The sequence below is a fragment of the Novosphingobium sp. YAF33 genome, from assembly GCF_052113265.1.
Taxonomy (GTDB): domain Bacteria; phylum Pseudomonadota; class Alphaproteobacteria; order Sphingomonadales; family Sphingomonadaceae; genus Novosphingobium.
This window is the reverse complement of record NZ_JBFRCW010000002.1, coordinates 187205-202375: the sequence shown is the minus strand read 5'-3', so window position 1 is coordinate 202375 and position 15171 is coordinate 187205. Positions and strand designations below refer to the sequence as shown.

Here is a 15171-nt window from a genome sequence, read left to right as displayed (position 1 = left end):
GATGACCTTGCTGGCGCTGCTCGCGGCCTTGTCGCTGGGCGCGGGGCCGGTAGAGGCGGGTGGAGCCTGCGACGGTGCGGCCCGGATCGCGGTGCCGGACTTGCGGATCACGCGGGCCACCCCGGTCGCGGCGGGGAGCGGCTTTGCCTCTCCCGATGCCCGCGCGCCGAAAGTTGAGGCCGGGTTCTGCCGGATCGAAGGCGTGATCGAGAAGGAGATCGGCTTCGAGCTGTGGCTGCCGGTGAAGCGGGCGTGGAACGGCCATCTCCTGACCGGCGGCGTCGGCGGGCAGGCGGGCAGCTTCAACTACCGGGAACTGGCACGCGGCGTGTCGCGCGGCTATGCCGCCGCCAGCACTGACACCGGCCACAAGGCAAGCGACCCGCACTGGCTGCTGGGCGATCCGCAGCGCGCGGCGAACTATGCGGAGCGCGCCAATCACCTGCTGGCCGTGAAGGCCAAGGCGGCGATCGCCGCCTTCTACGAAAAGCCGGTGCGCCGCGCGATCTTCTCCGGCTGTTCGGGCGGGGGCCGCCAGGCCATGACCGAGGCGCAGCGCTATCCCGGCGACTACGACGGCATCCTGGCCGGCGCACCCGGCGTCAACACCCCGGCCATGAGCGCGCGGCGCATGTGGGAGATGATCGAGCACCGCCGCCATGCCGGGCTGATGTCCGCGGCCGACTGGACGCTCGTGGCCCGCAGGGGCGCCGCCCGGTGCGATGGCGACGACGGCGTCAGGGACGGTCTCGTCTCGAACCCGGCCGCCTGCCGTTTCGACCTGGGCGAACTGCTCTGCCGCCCCGGCTCCGGCGCGTGCCTCAGCGCCGCGCAGATCGCATTCGCCCGGCGGATCTATGGTCCGCTTCACGACGAGAACGGCCAGCGCATCGATTCCGGCATCCTGCCCTGCGTTCCCGTCAGCGCCACGCCGCTGCCCGAGCCGTTCACGCCGGGGCCTCCCTATCTGGCAGTGTCGCTGTTCGGAGACGGGGTTCATCGCGACCGGACCTGGGATGCCGCCACCTTCCGCATTGCCGACGATCTGCCCGCCATCGACCGGGTGATGAACCTCCATGCCGACAATCCCGATCTCACCGCCTTTCGCGCGCGGGGCGGCAAGCTGCTGATGTACCAGGGCTGGGCCGATCCGCTGGTGCTGGCGCAGTCGACCACCGGCTATTTCGACGCGGTGACGGCGCGGATGGGCGCGGTGTCGGACTTCCTGCGGCTCTACATGGTGCCGGGCATGGACCACTGCGTGGGCGGCACCGGCCCCGACCTGTTCGGCGCCACCGGCGGCGAGGGGCTGGACCGGGCGCCCGAGCACGACATGCTCTCCGCGCTGGAACGCTGGCTCGACACGGGCACGGCCCCCGGCGCGATCCTCTCGATCAAGCGCGAAAACGGCAAAGTCGCGGCAGAGCGCCCGCTCTGCCCTTATCCCGAGGCTGCACGCTACCTTGGCAGCGGAGACCCGAAGCGCGCCGCCAGCTTCCGGTGCGCGGGGCCGCAGTAATCGCCCGGGACCGTTGAGCGGGGCGGCCGCACCCGATCTTTCCTGCCTTTCCGGCCCAATTGCCATGCACACGACATATTCCGCGTCCTGAGAGGCGGATTTTCGAACCGCGACGAGCACCCGTCCATAAACGATGGGCCACAAGCGATGGGCCACGAACGATGGACCACAAACACCGGGCAACAAACGGTGTGGCGGCTGTCCGGGTTGGGGGTTTCGAATTGTCTATCGTCAGGGCCATCGGCGCCGCCGGTTTCGCAGGAGTTGATTTGAGCATGACCTGTCCGTGCATTCCGACCGTCGGGCGGGTCGGAATCCTGCCGCCGCAATGACGGTCCAGCCTGCCTCGTTCGAGATAGATTCCTCCGAGCGCGCCGCCCTGGTGGCTTTCCTGGCGCGCAAATCCGGCAACCTGATCTTGGCGGACGACATCGCGCAGGATGCGATCGTGCGGCTGGTGGAGTTCCAGCAGCGAGAGAAAGTGCGCAATGCGCGCGGGTTGCTGTTCAAGATCGCCGTCAACCTCCTGATCAACCACCAGCGGCGCGAAAGCCGCATGGTCGCGGGCCTGGTCGACGATTTCGCCGACGATTTCGTGGATGAGCAGCCCTCGCAGGAGCGCGCCGCGCTCGACAGCGACCGTCTGCAGCAATTCCGCCGGGCGCTGGAAACGCTGCCGCCCCTGCGGCGCGAGGTGCTGATCCGCAGGCGGCTGGAAAACCAGTCCTACCAGGAGATCGGCCAGGCGCTCAGCCTCTCTGCCGCCGCGGTCGAGAAACACGTCGTTCGGGCCCTTGCCTCGCTGCGGGCCTATCAGGACAAGCACATGATCGAGGGCGAACGGCCATGGTGATCCGGATCGGAGCCTTTCGCAGCTACGAAGAGCGGCTGGACGAAATCCGGGCGCAGGCGGCGTGGTGGGTGGCACGCGAACACACCGGCCGCATGCGCGAAGCGGAGCGCATGGACTTGCGGGACTGGTTGGCGCGCAGCCCGGCGCACGAACTGGAATATATGCTGGCCGACAGCCTCTATGCCGACGACGACCTCGTTGCCGCCATGCGTCTGGTGCCGCGCTACGTCCCCGAACCGCGCGGCGCACGGTGGAAGGAAGCGCTGGCGCAGGGCGGGCGCTGGCTGCACGAAGCGCTGATCCGCGGTGCGGCCCCGAAACTGGTGGCGGCCTCTGCGGCGATCCTGCTGGTGATCGGTCTTGCCAGCCTGATCGACCCCTTCGGCCGCACGCCCTCCACGGGGGAAGATGCGCGCCTTGCCGATGGAATGACGCTGAAGACCCAGAACGGCGAACGCCTGCTGGTCCAGCTTCCGGATGGCACCCGCGTCGAAATGGCGGGTGGCAGCGAGGCGAACGTCCGCTTCGCCAGGGACGCCCGGCATTTCGCCCTGACGAAAGGCGAGGCGCTTTTCGAAGTCGCTCACGACACGGCGCGCCCCTTCCTGATCGCCACCGACCGCGCCGGTGTTCGCGTCGTCGGGACCCGGTTCCTGATCCGCGAGATGCCTGCCGATACGCGGGTGGACGTTTTCGACGGCATCGTGGAAATCCGCGCGCCTGCCGCCGATGCCTCCACCATGCGCGTGCGGCGCGGTACCCGCGTCACCGTGGGGCGCGACGTGACGATCGGCCGTTTCGATCCCGGCACGGAGCAGGACTGGCGCGGCGGCTGGGTGGACGAGGCGAGCGTTTCGCTGGGCGCCCTGGCGCAGCTGATCGAGCAGCGCACCGGAACCCAAATCACCGTCGATCCGGAACTGGCGCAAGTGCAGGTCTCCGGCCGCTTCCGCATCACCCAGCCCGAACAGTTGCTGGCCAAGCTGGGGCCGGTCTACGGCTTCCATGCCAGCCGTACCGCTGAGGGATATCGCATCGCGAAATGACGGGGTCATATTGAAATAAAACTGTCACTGTAATTGAAATGTAATAATAACTACTTGAAACTTTAATAAAAAACATTGTCCGGGTTCTTCTTCGGGAAATGTCTTGTCGTCCGTTGGAAGACACCATTTCCCGGTTTCTGGAGGGCCTGTGTTCAAGAATTTCCGTTCCGCTTTTCTCGTGTCGTGTGCTTTGTTCGCGGTGCCGGCCAATGCCGTAGAGGCCTATGCCCAGTCACCGGCCAATCAGCTTCACGAGGTGAACCTGGCGGCACAGCCGTTGTCCTCTGCGCTGCGCAACCTCTCGCGCCAGACCGGGATCGAGATCGTGTTCCGCCCGGACCTGGTGCGCGGCCGCAGCGCGCCGGCGCTGGCCGGCCGCAGCAGCGCCGAAGCCGCCTTGCGCAAGCTTCTGGACGGCACCGGCCTTTCGGTCCGCTATTCGGGCGATACCGCGATCCTCTACCGCCCATCCGTTGCCGCGCGCACACAGGTGGCGCTGACGGCGGTGGCGGCGGCACCTGCGCCCGTGGCCACCGCCGAGGCCGGCGGCGAGGGCCATGAAATCCTGGTCCAGGGCACGTACTCGGCCTCGATCGCCGGCGCGCTGGACCGCAAGCGCAAGGCGAACAATGTCGTCGACTCCATCGAGGCCGTCGACATCGCGCAGTTCCCCAACCAGAACATAGCGGAATCGCTTCAGCGCCTGCCCGGCGTCACCATCGAGCGGGATCGCGGCGAGGGCCTGTTCGTCAAGGTGCGCGGCCTCGGCCCGAACTTCCAGGTCACCCTGCTCAACGGCCAGTCGATCGCCGTGAACGAGAACGTGCGCGACAGCGGCCAGAGCGGCCGTCAGTTCCGCTTCGACACCATCCCTTCGGAACTGATCTCGGGCGTGGACGTGGTGAAGAGCCCGTCGGCCGACCTGGAAGAGGGCGCGATCGGCGGCATCGTCAACATCCGCACGTTCAAGCCGCTCGACCTCAAGGCCGGGACGGTGATCGGCACCGCGACGGCCAGCTACGTCGAGAAGGCGGACAAGGTGGATCCGAACGTCTCGGGCCTCGTCAGCTGGAAGAACGACAGCGAGACGCTGGGCCTGCTGCTGGCCGGTTCCTACGCGCAGCGCACCTTGCGGCAGGACCGCATCACCGGCGTGGGCTGGCAGTCGCTGCCGGACGGCATCGACACTGACGGCGACGGCGTGGCGGACAGCGGCCCGATCATCGCGCCTTCCGCCGTGCGCCCGACGCTGGAGGAGGAAGACCGCCAGCGCTACGCGGTGAACGCCGCCGTCCAGTTCGCGCCCAGCGATGCCGTCAACCTGACGCTCGAAGGCTTCTACACCCGCCTCGACGACCACTACGACGAACTGACCTATTCGGCCGACATCGACGTGGATTCGATCGTCCCCGGCACGGCGGTGATCGAGGACGGCGCGCTGGTGAGCGCGACGAGCGAGGGCACCACGCAGATCGGGCGCGAAGTTTCCGACATGCGGCACCAGAACTGGTTCCTCGGCCTCAGCGGCGATGTGCGGGCCGGTGCATGGACCTTCCATCCGACCGCATACCTCACCCGCGCGGTCAGCGAGACGAGCGCCCCGATCACCCGCACCCGCCTGCTCGGGCCGGTCGGCCTCGTTGCCGTGACGATGCCCAAGGCCACCGGCACCAACGTGCCCAGCGTGGACTTCCTCGAAGCCGATCTCGACGATCCGGGCCAGCTTCCCTTCCGCCGCGTCGAATGGCGCGACGTGCGTTCGGTGGACACCGAACATGCCTTCGGCCTTTCCACCGAGCGCCCGGTCGAATTCGGGCCGGTGACGCGGATCTCGTTCGGCGCCAAGTATCGCGACCGCAGCCGCGATTACGACCGGCGCGACGTGAACCTCACCTCGCTGGCGGGCCAGTATTTCGACGGCACGTATTTCAACCGTTTCCCTTATGGCGACTTCCTGTCGGGAACCAGCGGCTCGCTGCCGACCACCTGGGTCCAGCCCGACCCCGATCCGTTCTGGAACGACAGCAACAAGAGCGCCCTGGAATCCTCGACGCCCAGCCGCTCGGACTTGCGCAACTCCTACCGCATCGGTGAGGAAATCACGTCGGCCTTCGCCATGGCGGACTTCGATTCCATGCTGGGCACGATGCCGGTGCGCGGCAACTTCGGCTTGCGCTATGCCCATACCCGGCAGACCTCGGAAGGCTACGCCGATAACGGCACGGCCGCAAACCCGGTCAGCTTCACGTCCACTTACGACGACTTCCTGCCCTCGGCCAACCTCGTCATCGAGCCGGCGAACGGCCTGATCGCGCGCTTCGCCGTGGCCAAGGTCATCACCCGGCCCTCGCTTTCGGACCTGGCCCCGCGTCTGACGCTGAACTCCTCGGGCACGATCCTGGAAGCGAGCGGCGGCAACCCCGAACTCCAGCGCTTCCAGGCCTGGCAGTACGACGCCGGCCTCGAATACTACTTCGCGCCGGGCAGCGTGATCAGCGCCAGCCTGTTCTACAAGGACATCGGCACGTTCGTGTACAACCAGGTCTCCGACTTCGTGGTGGACGGCCAGACCTACATGCTCACCGCGCCCACCAATGGCGGCAATGCTTCGGTGAAGGGCCTGGAGCTGGCGTTCCAGCACAAGCTGACCTTCCTGCCGGCGCCGCTGGACGGCCTGGGCCTTCAGGCGAACTACACGCTCACCGATTCCAGGGCGAGCTACAGCGACACCCTGAAGGACGACCTCGCCAATATCGCGCGGCACAGCTACAACCTCACCGGGTTCTATGAGAACGGCCCCTTCGAGGCCTGGGTCAGCTATAGCTGGCGCGGCAAGGTGCTGCAGTCGGTGGGGACCAACGACAATCTCTCGATCAACGACAGCGCCTTCGGCAGCCTCGATGCCAGCGTCAGCATCAAGGCGAACGACCATATCAAGGTCTCGCTGCAGGGCATCAACATCACCAATGCCAAGCAGCGCCAGTTCGTGGCCAACAACTGGTTCGGCGGCTACACCGATTATGGCCGCACGATCCGCCTGACGGCGCGCATGAGCCTGTAACGACGCGGTGCGGGTGGCGGCGCCAGGCTGCCACCCGCACGGCCTTTTTCCGAAAACGAGTGCCTTTCATGCTCCGCATCTCCGCGCTGCTTTGCGCCGCGTTCCTGCTCACGGCCGCATCGCCGCCATCCCCGTCCCCGCAGGCGTCACCCGACTTGGGCGCGCGCGAATGGCTTGCCGGCGATCACCACGTCCACAGCGAATTCAGCGCCGGCTGGCAGACGGACCCGGGCCATCCCCGCTCTCTGCCCAAGCCGGTCCTGGGCGGAGACAGCCGCCACACGATCCGCCGCAATGCCGAGATGGCGCGCCGCTTCGACCTGGACTGGATGGTCTCCACCGATCACGGCGGCCCCGGCCATTCGGCGCTGCAATACCGCCTTGGCTGGCCGGCCCTGGAGGATGTGCGCAAGGACTTTCCCGAACTGATGCTGTTCTACGGTCTGGAGTTCGATACGCCGGGCGGCGAGCACGCCAGCCTGGTCATGCCGATGGGGCCGGACGAGCGGGAAGACTTGCGCCGCATCGAGGCGGGATTTGCGGAGCGCGACGCCTGGCCCACCGATGCCGCACGCGATACCAAGCCGAAGATGCTGGAAGCCCTGCGCTTCATGGCCGGTTTGAACCGCCCGCCGGTGCTGCTGGCCAACCATCCCTCGCGAACAGCCACGGGGAAAGGCATCTGGGGCCTTCACGACCCGCAAGAGTTCCGCGCCTGGATGGACGCGGCGCCGAAGGTGGCGGTGGGCATGGAAGGGGCGCCGGGCCATCAGGCCGCGCATCCCGCGTCCGGCGCAGACAAGGCGCACGGCTCGCGCGGGCTCTACGGCGGATATCCCACCATGGGCGGCTTCGACCAGATGACCGCCACGCTCGGCGGCGCCTGGGACGCCATGCTGGCCGAGGGCCGTCACTGGTGGATCACCATCGGTTCGGACTCGCATGGGCACTATAGCGAGGGCGGCGCCGATTTCTGGCCGGGCGAATATGCCCGAACCTGGGTCCATGCCCGCCGCAATGCGGCAGACCTCCTCGATGGACTTCGGAACGGCCGGATGTTCGTGACGACGGGCAATCTCGTGACGGGCCTTTCGCTCGCATTGTCTCACCGCGATGGTACGCGTGAGGCGGTCGAGCTGGGAGACACGGTCTCGCTGGCGCCGGGCGAGCGAGCCACAATGACCCTCCGCCTGCGCCTGCCCGGCCGTGCGGGGAGTGCCGCGCGTCGCGGCTCGCTGCATCATGTCGATGTGATCCTGGGCTCCGTGCGGGCCGGCGCCCCGGACAGCCATGTGGCGAAGCGCTTTGTGCTGTCGGAAAAGCAGGTGAACCGGGGCGAGGTCGTCGTCGATTTCCCGCTGCCGCCAGCCTCGACGCCTTATTACATCCGGCTTCGCGGGACCAATACCGGAGAGGGCGAACCGGCCCTCGACACAGAGGGCGAAGACCCCGATGCCGATCGTTGGTTCTATTCGAACCCGGTGTGGATCAAGCGGAACTCCTCGCCCGGCGCTGGGCCTGCCATCGTTCCCCGGTAGTTTTCGCAGGGCGCTCTGGCAGCGGCCTTCACTCCGGCGCGGGCGGCCAGTCGCCATCGGCCAGCGGCGGCAAGGCCTGGAACCAGGCCGCTTCGCGCCGCAGTTTCAGACTGTCGCTTGCAAAGGAGAGGTCGGCCCGGGCGACGGCGCGCAGTTCCTCGCCAATCCCGCCGACGCCGCTCGACGCGATCACGACATAGCTCAGCGCCGCGTCCTCGCAAGCGATCAGCGCCTCGACGGCCTTGCCGATGGATGTTCCGTCTCGGGCGGTCACGGGCATTCCGGCGATCCCGCTGGCGGTGAACAGCGTGGGAGAGGCAGAGCGCCGGCTCGCCTCGGTGGCGGACTTGCCGCCGTCCTCATAGGCGCGCTGCTTGCCGAGCCAGCGCCAGACGCCGATCAGGTTCACCAGCGTCAGGAAGCCATTGGTGGCAAGCAGGTTGGTCTGGCCTGACGAGAGCCCGATCACCGACCAGGCGATGGAGCCGAGGGTAAACACGACAAAGCCCCATCCCGTCACGCGGGCGCCGAGGTTGGAAGCGGTCATCATGGCCGCAATCATCGTTGCGGCGGGGGCGATCCAACCAGCGGCTTCTTCCAAGGAAGGGCTCCATCATGCAACGACCGGGAGACTGCTCAACGCCCCGCGGCCGCCTTGGTGCCTGCGTTCACGCCCTAGTAGTAGCGCGGAATCGGCCCCAGCTGCGGCGTCTGGTCGGGCAGGTCGATCATTTCCTCGTCGACGTAGCACCAGCCCCAGCCCTCGGGCGGGTCGTATCCCTCGATGATCGGATGGTGCGCCGCGTGGAAGTGCGCGGTGGCGTGGCGGTGCGGCGACTGGTCGCAGCAGCCGACGTGGCCGCAGCTGCGGCAGATGCGCAAGTGCAGCCAGGGGCTCCCGATCTTGAGGCATTCCTCGCAGCCGCGCGCGCTGGGCGTGACCTGATTGATGGTGCTGCTATGGGGGCACGATGTCATGATCTGTCTCCGTCGAGTTCAGCAATCTTCGCGTGGATAGGGGCTATGGCCGGGGACCGCCTGGTGAAGCCCCTCCGAACATCGGCTATCGTAATGGCGTCGATCCCCGCGCCCGGCAAGCGGGCTTTGGCGCCGTCGCTAGCTCCGCGCGGCGGAGGCGTCGACCGTGATCTGGTCGTAGGACCACAGGGCCTCGAAGAAGGTCCGGGCACGATCCTTTGCCTCGCCGCCTGCGATCTCGACGATCCGGCCGATCGTGCGTTCGCCATCGATGGCGTCCAGCATTGCCTTTTCAGCCGGGCCGATCGGCAGGATCAGGTCGTGGAACCAGTGATTGCGGTTGAACAGCATACCGACGGCCCCCGGCGGCAGGCGCTCGGCGACGCAGGCGGTGGATGGCAGGCGGATCGGGACGTAGTTCATCCAGCGCCCATCGTCGAACTGGACAGGGACGTGCTCGGTCTCGTCATCCGCGCGGATGATGAGGCTATGGGTCGCCATCGCCCCGCGCCACAGTTCCATCGCCGCATATTGCGCGGCCGGATCCAGTGCGGCGATCTTCGCCGCATGCGGTGTTTGCGCCATCGCGCCGCACTGGGGCAGGTAGGGCGCCTGCCGGTACCAGCGGTTGAACGACAGGCCGCTCGCCGCAAGGGCCTCGAACAGCTGCGGTACGTCGTAGGCCCGGTCGCGCGGGTTGAGCAGGGCATCGGCCAGGGCATCGAGGTTTTCGAAATCCCGCGACTGGCCGAGGACCGACATCAGCGGATGCTGCGGGGGAAGGGCCTGCACCGCCGTGACCAACTCCGCGATCTCGCGCCTGGAGGTGCCGATCCCCAGCCGGCGGCAATAGTCCTGCAGCATGTAGATCCCGGTGCGGCCGTAAGGTGCGTAGACCATCAGGTAGATCACGCCGCCGGGCTTCAGCACCGCGCGCAGCGCACGCAGCCCGGCCTCGGGATCGAAGAGATGGTGCAGGACACCGGTGCAGACGATCAGGTCGAACCGATCCTTCATGCCGCCCACATCCTCGATGCCGCGCAGTTCGGTGGTGAGGTTGGTGAGGTCGTATTGGCGCTGGAGCCGCGCGGTTTCCTTGAGGCTCGTTGCGCTGACATCGATCCCGGTAACGCGGGCCTGCGGGCGGCAGACCGCGTGCTTGGCCGCCTGGAAGGTGCCGCAGCCTGCGACGAGTATGTCGATATCGGCGCGATAGGGCCGGTCGGGCCAGAACAAGTGGAAATCGCCCCGCAGCCGGTTCGGCTCGCTCCACAGGGCGCGGGCGCGATCGAGATTTGCCACCGGCGGAGGATAGGGATGAGCGTTGTAGAAAGCGCGGATCGGATCGTCTGCTTCGCGGTTCAAATCGTCGCATCCTGCTGAAGAATAGACAGGCTAGGCCGAGGGCCGTCGGCAATCAAGCGCGGGCAAGCGCGGGCAAGCGCGGGCAAGCGGGCTAGCGCGGGGCCTGGCGGCGGCTGCGCGGAGGTCGCCCGGCGCGAGAAGGGGCCGGTTCCCGTGGATCCGGCCCCTTCGGTTACGCTGGTCTCAGCCCGGCGCGATCAGTTGCTGCTGGCGCCCGGATTGTCGAGCATGGCCATCGCCTTTTCGAGCGCGACGTGCACGCTGAGCGAGTCGGCACCCTGGCGCGGGGGATAGGCCTTGATGCTCTTCATATGCTCGGCGATGTAGGGCGTTGCCGCGGTCGGCGCCCAGAGCTTCTTGGCGACGAACTTGCGGCCGATGTAGCCCCATTCGTGGCTTTCCGGATCCATCTTCTCCAGGGGATCCATGCGCAAGTTGAAGATGTAGGGCACCGAAGGCCAGTACTTGGCATTCCACCAGCTGCCTTCCTTCTTGATGCCGATATGCATCTTCCAGTTGCCGACGCGCACTGCCGTCAGGTCGGTCTCGTCATAGTAGAAGTATGCGCCGCGCGCCGATTTGACGGTCTTGGCCTTCCACACGTCAAGCTGGTTGAACCCGTCGAGATGCACCTTGTAAGTGATCTCGCTGTCGCCGAGCTTGGTGCCGGTGAGGAGCTTTTCCTTGATGTCGGTCAGCCCGGCGGCCGCTGCCAGCGTGACGAAGACGTCTTCGTGACTTTGCAGGGCGTTGGACTTGCTGCCGGCGGGGATCTGGGCCGGCCAGCGCGCGATCATGGGCACGCGTACGCCGCCTTCCCAGGTGGTGCCCTTCTCGCCGCGGAACGGAGCATAGCCGCCGTCCGGCCACATCATCAGCTCGTTGCCGTTGTCCGTCGAGTAGATGACGATGGTGTCGTCGGCGAGGCCGTTGTCGTCGAGCCACTTGAGCAGGACGCCGATCTGCTCGTCATGCTCCAGCATCTTCGCGCGGACGACATCTTCCTCGGCGCGCCCTTCGTCGACGGCCTGCTGGATGTACTTGTTCTGCGGGTGCGACCAGATGTGGATCGCGGTGGTGTTGAACCAGCAGAAGAACGGGCCTTCCTTGTTGCGGTCGAGCCAGTCGATCGTGTGCCCAAGCACTTCGCCGTCGAACGTCTCCATCCGCTTGCGGGTCAGCGGGCCGGTATTCTCGATCTTCTGCTTGCCGCGCTTGCCGAAGATGCCGTCGTCGGTGTCATCGTCCTCTTCGGTCGCCCAGGCGTGGAACACGCCGCGCGGGCCATACTTCGCCTTGTATTCGGGATCCTTCTGGCCCGGATAGTCGAGTTCCTCCGGCTCTTCCTCGGCATTGAGGTGGTAGAGGTTCCCGAACCATTCGTCGAAGCCATGGACCGTGGGCAGGAATTCGTTGCGATCGCCCAGGTGGTTCTTGCCGAACTGGCCGGTCTTGTACCCGGCAACCTTCAGCACTTCCGCCAGGGTCGGATCCTCCTTCTGAAGGCCGCGCGGCGAACCCGGGATGCCGATCGTGGTCATGCCGGTGCGGACCGGCATCTGGCCGGTGATGAAAGCCGCGCGACCGGCGGTGCAGCTCGGCTGGCCATAATGATCGGTGAAGATCATGCCTTCCTTGGCGATACGATCGATGTTCGGCGTATCTCCCATCATGCCATGGGTATAGGCACCCACGTTCCACATACCGATGTCGTCACCCCAGATGACCAGGATGTTAGGCTTACCGTTGGGCATCGCATTCCTCCTTTGGCAGCGTTGCGCTCGCGGGGGAAAGTGGTAGTTGGGTGCAGCGTATTTGGTATCGGGGTTAACCCGCCATCGGTCTGGAAGATTCTACCAACGCCGTCCCGCAAAGGCCGGAACACACCCGGCGAGGCGTTTGCGGGTTTCACGAAAGGCGGGCGAGGCGATCCTGCGCAAGCGACTCCTCAGGGCGGCAGGCGCGCCATCGTCGCGCACGGCGTTGCAAGCAGGGCCTGCTGAATGCCTATCCGGAGTAAGGGAGAATATCCGAAGCTCCGGCGCGGGTGTTTGACCTGCGGATTCCCGCGAAATGGTCTCCGGCTGGCCCTCCTGACACTGTCTGGCGAACAGGTCGCAAGGCAGAATCATCTTCCATGCGCGTGGCCCTGCATGCGGAACAACCTTAACGGACGCATTGGGTCTAAGCCAAAAGAACATTTCTTGTTTCGACTGCGCTTCACCTATGTTTTCCAAACGCAATTTGGGAGTTGGTGTGCGCCGCGATTCAGCGATCTTCGGTAAATACGTTCGGTGTGCCCGGCAGGACAATCGTGGCCGCTGCCATTATGCCGTGCGCGTCGGCACGGGCCGTTCCAACGCCGAGCGCGACATGGCCGATTGAAACCCCGAGGACAGGGCTTGCCGGAGCCAGCTTACGCAAGCCGGACCGCATTTGCGCGGTATCGTCGAGGTTCACCGCTCCCCGTACCAGCGCATCAACCGGAGGCGCCAGTATCCCATGCAGTTCGATAACATTGACTTCATCATTATCGGCGCCGCAAAATCGGCAACCACCTGGCTTCAGACACAGCTGCAGTCGGATCCGGCCGTTTACATGCCCGATCCGGAGTTGCACTATTTTTCCAGGGAATACGGCCGGGGAGAAGATTGGTATCTGTCGCAGTTCAGCGAGGAGGGGGCCGGCAGGATCGTCGGCGAGAAATCCAACTCCTACCTCTATGTGCCCGAAGCAGCGGCCCGCCTTCACCGCCACCTGCCGCATGTGAAACTGATCGTGCAGCTACGCAACCCGGTCGAGCGGGCCTATTCCGACTACTGCATGCTGTTCCGGCGCGGCGAGGTTGGGGGAGATATAGGAAACTACCTCGATCCCTCGCTGGGCGAGAATTTGCGGTTCCTGGTTGCCGGCAACTTTGCCTCGCATTTGCAGTCCTATATCGAGCTTTATGGGCGGGAGGCCCTTCTTACCCTCTTCTTCGAGGGTGTGACGGGCGACCCGGAAACGCAGATGTCGCGGGTCCGGGCGCATCTGGGCTTGCCGCCGCGGCCTCTGGCACCGGGCGGACAGGATAAAGTGAAGGACAAGACGGTGCCGGTCGTGCCCGCAGGATTGCGCAAGCGTCTTGCCTGGATGAAACCGATCGCCCGTCCCTTGCGAGGCACCACCGCATTCCGGGCCGTTCGCAATCTTATCGCGCGAGAAACCCAGTACCCGCCGCTAACCGATGAGTTGCGAAAGCGTCTTAACGATTATTATGGTCCCTCGATCGAGGTATTAGAGCAGATGAGTGGCCAATCGCTCAGTCACTGGTACGGACCGGTGGGACGTTCGGAGCAGAACATGACTGGTGCCGACACGTTGAGACGGATCAATTATCAAGGGGCAGGGTCGGCAATATGAAGACGTTCATCATTACCGGCATCCAGATGAGAAACAAAGGCGCGCAGGCCATGTTTCTCTCTCTGAGCTATTCCTTGAAATCGATCTACGGCGAATGCGAGGTAATCGGTTTCGCGAACAAATACGACGATCCGGAACAGTATACCTTCCCGCTACTGCCATACGACGATTTCACGCGCCCTGCTTTGAGATACGGTTTGTACAAGGTGCCGTTCCTGGTGCCGATAGCGACCGGCATCGTCGGGTACCTCAGGAAAAGCGACAAGTGGCGCAACAAGATCACGGACATGAAGAAGGCCCTGCAAAGAGCGGATGCTATCTTCGATGCGAGTGGATACACGCTGGGCTCCGGGTGGCCCAAGCAGAGCGGGCGGATGTTGTTGGATACAATCAGGATCGCTCGCCGCTTCAACAAGAAGATCATCCTCATGCCGCAGAGCTTCGGTCCATTCGACTGGGGTGAGAAAGACGATTCCGACTTCATCGACGAGGTGAAGAAAGAGCTGACGTACCCCCTGAAGATATATGCGCGCGAGTGCGAGGGGTATGAATGCCTGACTTCTCTTGGCCTGCAGAATGTCGAATTGTCGGCAGACATGGTGATAAGGGAAAAGATTTTCCCCAGCGCCAGCCAAATCTCCACGAGGCACAGAGACGTAAAAGAATATTATCCAGCGCCAAATTCTGTTGGCTTCATTATAAACAAGAACGTATTCAGGATCGGTGACGCTTCCGCGGTAATCGATCTCTATGCGAAAATGCTCCAGAGATTGCTCGAAAATGGCGAAAACGTCTACATTCTGAACACGTCCACCGCTGACACGGATCTGGTCAAGCAAGTCCTTGGCAAAGTGAGAAATAGCCAGAAGGTTCAGGTAATTTCCGGAGAATTCTCAAGCCCGGAGCTGATCGACATCCTCGCGCGGTTCAAATATGTCGTCGCGTCGCGCTATCACTCGGTGGTGTTCGCTTACAGAAGCGGTGTCCCTGCAGTCGTGCTCGGGTGGGCCAGCAAGTATACTGACCTTGCGGCACTCTTCCAGCAGCAGGACTATGTCTTCGACATAAGAAGCACCACTGCCGAGGAAATTCTGGATGGCGTCGACAAAATGGGCGCGAGTTACGTGGATGAGGCGAGACGCATAAGGGAGTGTCTGGTAGGCGTCCAAGCCACGTCCGTAGTGCAACAGGCCATAAGTGCCCTGGAGGAACAAGGCATATCGGCGACGGTCACGACCCATCACCAGGTCCCATCCTCACGCGGAAACGGGAAAGCTACCGCGATGACTGTGTAAGCGGTTCAAGGGACTTTGCAGTCGAAGGATAGTTGCCTGCCGTCCCTTTCGTAGTCTCCGGCGGGGCAGGTTTCCCGCGATAGCGCTCGCCGCAACCAGCGGCTCGTGCCG

General features: G+C 64.8%; 12 protein-coding genes. 8 read left to right on the top strand and 4 right to left on the bottom strand.

The genetic code is table 11. The annotated features are described in order from the left end of the window. The first annotated feature begins 1 nt into the window (after nt 1). From AB4Z00_RS05225 to AB4Z00_RS05205, 5 genes are all read left to right on the top strand, one after another. On the top strand, nt 2-1519 hold the full coding sequence (locus AB4Z00_RS05225) for a tannase/feruloyl esterase family alpha/beta hydrolase (RefSeq protein ID WP_442045200.1): 1518 nt from the start codon (nt 2-4) through the stop codon (nt 1517-1519). A gap of 328 nt (nt 1520-1847) precedes the next feature. Continuing rightward, nucleotides 1848-2372, top strand: a complete 525-nt coding sequence (locus tag AB4Z00_RS05220) for an RNA polymerase sigma factor (protein ID WP_314468999.1) — start codon at nt 1848-1850, stop codon at nt 2370-2372. Continuing rightward, nucleotides 2366-3418 carry a FecR family protein gene (locus AB4Z00_RS05215; RefSeq protein WP_442045199.1) on the top strand — a complete coding sequence of 351 codons (1053 nt, stop codon included), beginning with the start codon at nt 2366-2368 and terminating at the stop codon, nt 3416-3418. Before AB4Z00_RS05220 ends, AB4Z00_RS05215 begins: the two co-directional genes overlap by 7 nt. A 148-nt stretch (nt 3419-3566) precedes the next feature. Next, the gene (locus AB4Z00_RS05210; protein ID WP_442045198.1) at nt 3567-6479 is read left to right on the top strand and encodes a TonB-dependent receptor; all 2913 of its coding nucleotides are present in this window, start codon (nt 3567-3569) and stop codon (nt 6477-6479) included. Between the two features lie 68 nt (nt 6480-6547). Continuing rightward, nucleotides 6548-8017, top strand: coding sequence for a phosphoesterase (locus AB4Z00_RS05205; protein WP_442045197.1), 1470 nt, complete (start codon nt 6548-6550; stop codon nt 8015-8017). Nucleotides 8018-8045: 28 nt separating this feature from the next. Here AB4Z00_RS05205 and AB4Z00_RS05200 read toward each other — a convergent pair whose 3' ends face one another. From AB4Z00_RS05200 to AB4Z00_RS05185, 4 genes are all read right to left on the bottom strand, one after another. Then, nucleotides 8046-8579: a PRC-barrel domain containing protein gene (locus tag AB4Z00_RS05200; protein WP_442045466.1), complete on the bottom strand. Its 534-nt coding sequence runs from the start codon at nt 8577-8579 to the stop codon at nt 8046-8048. A gap of 113 nt (nt 8580-8692) precedes the next feature. Then, complete coding sequence (locus tag AB4Z00_RS05195) at nt 8693-8995, bottom strand: UBP-type zinc finger domain-containing protein (protein WP_134093543.1); 303 nt, start codon at nt 8993-8995, stop codon at nt 8693-8695. A 138-nt stretch (nt 8996-9133) separates the two neighbouring features. Then, nucleotides 9134-10360 carry a class I SAM-dependent methyltransferase gene (locus tag AB4Z00_RS05190; RefSeq protein WP_442045196.1) on the bottom strand — a complete coding sequence of 409 codons (1227 nt, stop codon included), beginning with the start codon at nt 10358-10360 and terminating at the stop codon, nt 9134-9136. 197 nt (nt 10361-10557) lie between these two features. Beyond that, nucleotides 10558-12114: an arylsulfatase gene (locus tag AB4Z00_RS05185; RefSeq protein WP_134093545.1), complete on the bottom strand. Its 1557-nt coding sequence runs from the start codon at nt 12112-12114 to the stop codon at nt 10558-10560. Between the two features lie 502 nt (nt 12115-12616). On the opposite strand from AB4Z00_RS05185, the gene AB4Z00_RS05180 reads away from it, so the two are divergent. From AB4Z00_RS05180 to AB4Z00_RS05170, 3 genes are all read left to right on the top strand, one after another. After that, nucleotides 12617-12745 carry a hypothetical protein gene (locus tag AB4Z00_RS05180; RefSeq protein ID WP_442045195.1) on the top strand — a complete coding sequence of 43 codons (129 nt, stop codon included), beginning with the start codon at nt 12617-12619 and terminating at the stop codon, nt 12743-12745. Between the two features lie 117 nt (nt 12746-12862). Further along, nucleotides 12863-13765, top strand: coding sequence for a sulfotransferase family protein (locus AB4Z00_RS05175; RefSeq protein WP_442045194.1), 903 nt, complete (start codon nt 12863-12865; stop codon nt 13763-13765). After that, complete coding sequence (locus AB4Z00_RS05170; RefSeq protein WP_442045193.1) at nt 13762-15060, top strand: polysaccharide pyruvyl transferase family protein; 1299 nt, start codon at nt 13762-13764, stop codon at nt 15058-15060. Before AB4Z00_RS05175 ends, AB4Z00_RS05170 begins: the two co-directional genes overlap by 4 nt. Nucleotides 15061-15171: the final 111 nt, after the last annotated feature.

Excerpts from the sequence above, each read along its gene's own strand:
- AB4Z00_RS05215 (WP_442045199.1), top strand. The coding sequence starts at position 2,366 with ATGGTGATCCGGATCGGAGCCTTTCGCAGCTACGAAGAGCGGCTGGAC.
- AB4Z00_RS05185 (WP_134093545.1), bottom strand. The coding sequence starts at position 12,114 with ATGCCCAACGGTAAGCCTAACATCCTGGTCATCTGGGGTGACGACATC.
- AB4Z00_RS05170 (WP_442045193.1), top strand. The coding sequence starts at position 13,762 with ATGAAGACGTTCATCATTACCGGCATCCAGATGAGAAACAAAGGCGCG.
- AB4Z00_RS05175 (WP_442045194.1), top strand. The coding sequence starts at position 12,863 with ATGCAGTTCGATAACATTGACTTCATCATTATCGGCGCCGCAAAATCG.
- AB4Z00_RS05220 (WP_314468999.1), top strand. The coding sequence starts at position 1,848 with ATGACGGTCCAGCCTGCCTCGTTCGAGATAGATTCCTCCGAGCGCGCC.
- AB4Z00_RS05225 (WP_442045200.1), top strand. The coding sequence starts at position 2 with ATGACCTTGCTGGCGCTGCTCGCGGCCTTGTCGCTGGGCGCGGGGCCG.
- AB4Z00_RS05200 (WP_442045466.1), bottom strand. The coding sequence starts at position 8,579 with ATGATTGCGGCCATGATGACCGCTTCCAACCTCGGCGCCCGCGTGACG.
- AB4Z00_RS05205 (WP_442045197.1), top strand. The coding sequence starts at position 6,548 with ATGCTCCGCATCTCCGCGCTGCTTTGCGCCGCGTTCCTGCTCACGGCC.
- AB4Z00_RS05195 (WP_134093543.1), bottom strand. The coding sequence starts at position 8,995 with ATGACATCGTGCCCCCATAGCAGCACCATCAATCAGGTCACGCCCAGC.